This is a genomic window from Microbacterium sp. Bi128, from assembly GCF_918698205.1.
The window spans coordinates 1-5,039 of the sequence record NZ_CAKKMM010000300.1 but is presented as its reverse complement, the minus strand read 5'-3'; the positions used below and the strand labels follow the sequence as shown (position 1 = coordinate 5,039).

Sequence of the window (5,039 nt, the reverse complement as noted above, 5' to 3'; positions counted from 1 at the left end):
GTTCATCGCGGCGTAGGATCGGCGCTCCCTGTTCCCCTCCCCGTCCAATGAAAGGTTCGAAGGATGAGCCGGCTATTGGCCTGCACCCCTGCCTCCGACGTGACCCTGAGCCGTGACCCTGAGCCGTGACCCTGAAAGCCCGGATCGGCCAGGACCAGCGCGATTCAGGCCACTGTCCCCACGCCCATCACAGCCCGGGTCAATCTCGACTCACCGGACGGATTCGTCGGGTCTGCCTGCTGCGACGATCATGCGACACCGGACGCCGAGTGGAAGGGGAAGAAGGCCTTGATGAAAGTTTCTTCATGACCGTTTCATCCCTGCCTCATTGTTGTGGTTCACGCTGGACACACGAATGGCTTGCGCCGGAAGAGCCTGGGTATGGGGAAGCGGGGGCATGGTGGACGGAGCATGGCTGTCTACTGTTCGGGGGAACAGCACGCCTGAAACGCGTCAATCTGCTGCGTCGCACCACTCGCTGGTGTCTCCGCCGGTCCATGGGATTGATTCCATGGATTGGCCCTCCGCCGTTCCGGCGTCTGCCGACGACGATACTGGCACGTCCTGGCTGGTTCAGCGGGCTTGGCCAGAAAAGACACCGGGAGAATTTGTACTGGAGGTCCGGACGCCGGGAGTGCCCGGCGTCCGGGGAGCTTATTTGCGTCACGGGCAGTTCGAACTAATCCCGTTGGAGGATCCGGGACTTCCCGCCTTGCGGGGGGAAGCGCAGCAGGGGGAACTGATTTCGTATTGGCCGTACCACCAGGCTGTCGTCCGGGCGGAGGGCCGCTATATAAAGATCTTCGGGCCCGGGGGCGCCGTCGTACCGGCCGAGCGCTGCGCGCAAATGGAGGTCCTGCTGGACGCCGGCAACTTCACAACGCCCACAATCCTTCGTCAGAGTTCCCAGGCTGACGTCATCGTTTTCAGCGCCATACCGGGACCGACTCTGAACGAGCTGGGCCGGGTGGAAGCGGCCGTCTGCGATGAAGCGTTCGCTAGGGCATGGGAGAAATGGTCGCGCGCCTGGGTCGCGGAACTGAACGGCTCCCATGGTCCAGCAGCACGAGGTGCTCTCGACAGCCTTCCGCTCCGTTCAGCAGAGTGGGAAGCGACGAAGGTGTGTCGACGGGTGGACGACTGGTTGCGGCACAATGAAAACGTCCCCGAGTTGTCGTCTCAGCGCGCTGTCTTGCGCGCCGCCGCAGAGCACGTGGCCATGAACCTGATAGGGACGGCACCGGATCCGGTGGTATGGGCCCACGGAGACCTGTACGACAGGCAAATCATCGTTCCCGACGGCGACATCCCGCCCGGACTGCTGGACTTCGACAGTACGGCCCGGCACGAGGCTGCCCGGGATCTGGCCGGTCTGGACGTCCATCTGGAGCTTCATCTACGAAATAACCGCATGACGCCGGCACGATATCTGACCGCTCACACGCAGGTGCTGGCCGTGGCCGAGGAACTGCGCGTCAGTCCAGCCCGGTTCGATGCGTACTCGGACGCCATCTGGCTCCGTCTGGCACTTTCGCCGCTACCTGGCCGCTTCTCTCTGGCCATCGGCGTCCTCGCGGAACGGGCCGAAAGGAGCTGAGGCCCTCGAAGCGGCCAGCCCGGCGAGCCCCTGGCATGTTTTGCCGGTTAGGCGCTCACTTAGGTGTAAAAGCGACAGAATGATTGCTACTCTGGATTCTGCACCTAGAGAGAGTGAGCAATGATGCTTCTCGAAAGAGACCTCATCCAGTCCGTCGGCTTCCGCAACGTAACGGACGGCGGACGTGTAACCGGCTTTCAGTTCCGGGTCCGGATGCCTTCCTACCGGGGCATGGCCGCGTCCCTCATCGATGGCATCGCCGTTCGCGTGGGCGGCATCGTCGACGTCGGACCTGACGTTCCGCTGTGGACCTTCGGCGGGCGGACCTACACCCTGCAGCAGCTCTGGGAAAGTGATGGCGTGCGCTGGCCCCTTGAAGAAGCGGCAGTGGTCACCGTTCCCCTCGACGGCGGTCTGCCGCAGGGCGTCCACGAGCTCTCCATCGAGCTGCGGCTGCGGATGTCCTACATACCAGTCGAGCACCAGCCCACCACCCACCGGACCAGCCGCAAGGTGACGCTCGCGCCGGAGGGCGGCGAAGGTACCTTCCGCTACGGCGTTTCCCTCTACAGCTTTATGGGCGATTACGGCACGGTGATGGACCTTGAGGCGGCGCTGGCCGCCGTCGCTGACGTGGGCGCCACCGGCGTCGAGATTCTCGGCGAGGGCCATGTTCCCAACTATCCGGAACCGTCCCCGGCCTGGATCGATAACTGGTTCGGCCTGCTGGAGAAGTATTCGCTGGAGCCGACGAACTACGGTTCCTGGATTGACACCCGTCTTCACCCGGGCCGCACCATGACGGTCGCCGAGGGTGCGGAGGCCCTGCAACGGGACCTGCGGCTTGCCAACCAATTGGGTTTCGGCTTCGTGCGCCCCAAGATCGGCGTGGTGTCCAGCGATCTGGTCCCAGACCCCATCTGGACCGAGTCCGTGGAACGCTCCCTTGATCTGGCCCACGAGCTGGGGATCATCATCTGCCCTGAGATTCATTCGCCGACGCCCATCAGGCACCCCGTCGTCGAGGACTACATCGGACTCATCGAACGGACCGGAACCAAGAACTTCGGCCTGCTCATCGACACCGGAATCTTCCAGGACCGGCCCATTCCGCTGCGCGCAGGTGAGACCCGCGAGACCCGGCCCGCCTTCCTCGACGGCATCGGCGTCGACCCCGCCGACTTCGCCGATATCGCCCAGTATGTGGTGTTCGTCCAGGCGAAGTTCCACGACATCAACGAGCGGTTGGAAGACCAACAGATTCCCTGGCTGCCCGTGCTCAAGGCCCTCAAGGACTCCGGCTACACCGGTTATCTCTCCAGTGAATATGAAGGCGAACGCACGCCATGGCACGCCATTGAGCAAGTGCGGCGCCAACACGCCCTGATCCGCCGCATCACCGGCGAACTTACCTGACCCATCCCCTTTTCCCAGTAAAGAGAGCAACAATGCCAAACGGACTTCTTGACGATGCAAGCCTCCGCCCCCATCCCGACGGTCTCGCGCTTGCCCTGACCCTGCCGTGGTACCGAAGTCTGTGGCTCTCCTCGGTCTCCAGCCTGCGGCTCACCGTCGACGGCCAGGATATCCCCGCCGGGGACTTGTCCCTGGAACTGGGCGGTGTCCGCTATGCGCTCCCGGACCTGCCCGCTCAAAGCGAAACTCTCTGGTACCTCCAGGAACATCCCTTGCTCATCGCCACAACGGAGAGCCCTGTTGCCTTGGGCGAGCAGCACACCGTCCGGCTCATCGGTGAGCTGCGCCTGCCCTACATGCAGATTGCGCCCGGCAAGGACGGCGGTCCCGGCATGTACGTTCCCAACTTCGTGAACCAGACGTTGGAGCTGACCGTCACGGACAGGGCTTCGGCGGCACCGGAACTGACGACGGCGGTCACGCCGCCCCCACCGAAAGCGGAGGAAGATCCGTTCTCGCTGGGGCTCACCCTGTACTCGGCAAGCGCCGAATTCCGGGCCGGCTGGTACGACTTCGACGGTCTGCTGAACCGCGTGGCCGAGCTCGGCATCGGCCCCGGGATCGAGATTGTGGCATCGCAGGTCCTTCCTGCCTATCCCAACGTGACTGACGACTTCGTGCGCTCGTGGCAGCGCGCCTTCGACAAGCACGGCTTCACCGCCAGCTCCTTCGGCGCCAATCTGGACATGGGACGCCGCCGTGACCGCGACATGACCCCGGACGAGGAGTACGAGTTCACGCAGACACTCTTCCACGGCGCCAAGAAGCTCGGTTTCCCGCTCATCCGCATCCAGAGCGCGAAGCCGGAGCTGCTTCGCCGGCTGCTGCCGCTCGCCGAGGACCTCGAACTCAAACTTGCCTACGAGATCCATGCACCGCTGGGACCCAACTCGCCCGAGATCATGAAGGTCCGCGACGTCTACGCCGAGCTTGATTCACCGCTGTTGGGCTTCGTGGCTGACTTCTCCTCAACCATGCACAGCATGTCTCCCACGCTCCTGCGCGCGGTTCGCCGTGCCGGGCTGGACGATGAAGCTGTGGAAAGGCTGCAGGCTATCTGGGGCACTGAGGCACCGATGCGGGTGCGGCAGGAGGAGTTCATTGCGTACCTGCGGGGACGTGACTTCGATCCTGCCCGGCTTGGGTCCTTCGCACACCTGGCGTTCAACATGCACGGCCACGTCAGCCCGAAGGAGTGGGCTGACATCATGCCGCAAATCATGCACGTCCACGCGAAGTTCTACGACATTGATGAGCAGGGCAACGAGCCGGCCATCGACTATCCGGAACTGGTCCGCGTATTCGTCGAAGGCGGCTACCGCGGTTACTGGTCCAGCGAATGGGAAGGCCATGCCTTCGCTGAGCTCGGTGAGGTGGATCCGCTGCTGCTGGTGCGGAAGCAGCATGACCTCGTCCGCAAGAGCATGCGGACGGCGCTGGCATCAGCCTGACCTGAAAGACCGACGTCCCATAGCCTCGATGCCCGTCCGTTTAGCCGGCCGGGCATCGAGGCATTTAAGGGGCTTCCTTGGTTGCGGCGGCGGCCACGATGTCGGCAGCCTCTTTGAAGAGGCCCCGCATCCACTCATGCTCGGAGTCGCGGTTGTGCACGGGGTGCCACCACAAGGCATTAACCAGCGGCGTGGCATCGAAGGGCAGCGGCAGGATCCGAATCCCGCCCACGCGCAGGGCGAACGGCACCAGGGCCGCCTGGATGAGCGCGATCCGGTTGGTCCCAACCACAAAATGCGGCAAGGACTGGAAACTTTCAACAACCACGTCCACGCGGGGCTCAACGCCCAGCTGCTGGATCTGCCGTTCCGCCGACGTTGAGGCTGAGCGCGTCTGATAGGTCATCACCCAGGGAAGTTCAGCTATGTTTTCCATGGTGATTTGCTCGACGACGGCTTCATTTGACGTGGAGACCACGGCCACCCACCCGTCCCTCCGCAGGTCCAGGTAGGGC

At 63.6% G+C, this 5,039-nt stretch carries 4 protein-coding genes; 3 read left to right on the top strand and 1 reads right to left on the bottom strand.

Annotated elements, in window-relative coordinates; genetic code table 11:
* Positions 1–511 precede the first annotated feature (511 nt).
* From LQV45_RS17545 to LQV45_RS17535, 3 genes are all read left to right on the top strand, one after another.
* Positions 512–1,597 (top strand): hypothetical protein, encoded by a 1,086-nt coding sequence (locus LQV45_RS17545; protein ID WP_230008127.1) that lies wholly within the window; start codon positions 512–514, stop codon positions 1,595–1,597.
* Positions 1,598–1,720: 123 nt separating this feature from the next.
* The gene (locus tag LQV45_RS17540) at positions 1,721–3,013 is read left to right on the top strand and encodes a DUF6379 domain-containing protein (RefSeq protein ID WP_230008128.1); all 1,293 of its coding nucleotides are present in this window, start codon (positions 1,721–1,723) and stop codon (positions 3,011–3,013) included.
* 32 nt (positions 3,014–3,045) lie between these two features.
* Complete coding sequence (locus tag LQV45_RS17535) at positions 3,046–4,524, top strand: sugar phosphate isomerase/epimerase (protein WP_230008126.1); 1,479 nt, start codon at positions 3,046–3,048, stop codon at positions 4,522–4,524.
* 64 nt (positions 4,525–4,588) lie between these two features.
* Here LQV45_RS17535 and LQV45_RS17530 read toward each other — a convergent pair.
* Positions 4,589–5,039 (bottom strand): LysR substrate-binding domain-containing protein (locus LQV45_RS17530; protein ID WP_230008125.1); only part of this gene is annotated, 451 nt, incomplete at its 5' end.

Bases quoted from the DNA above. Each gene is read 5' to 3' on its own strand.
- LQV45_RS17540 (WP_230008128.1), top strand. From the start codon at position 1,721: ATGCTTCTCGAAAGAGACCTCATCCAGTCCGTCGGCTTCCGCAACGTA.
- LQV45_RS17535 (WP_230008126.1), top strand. From the start codon at position 3,046: ATGCCAAACGGACTTCTTGACGATGCAAGCCTCCGCCCCCATCCCGAC.
- LQV45_RS17545 (WP_230008127.1), top strand. From the start codon at position 512: ATGGATTGGCCCTCCGCCGTTCCGGCGTCTGCCGACGACGATACTGGC.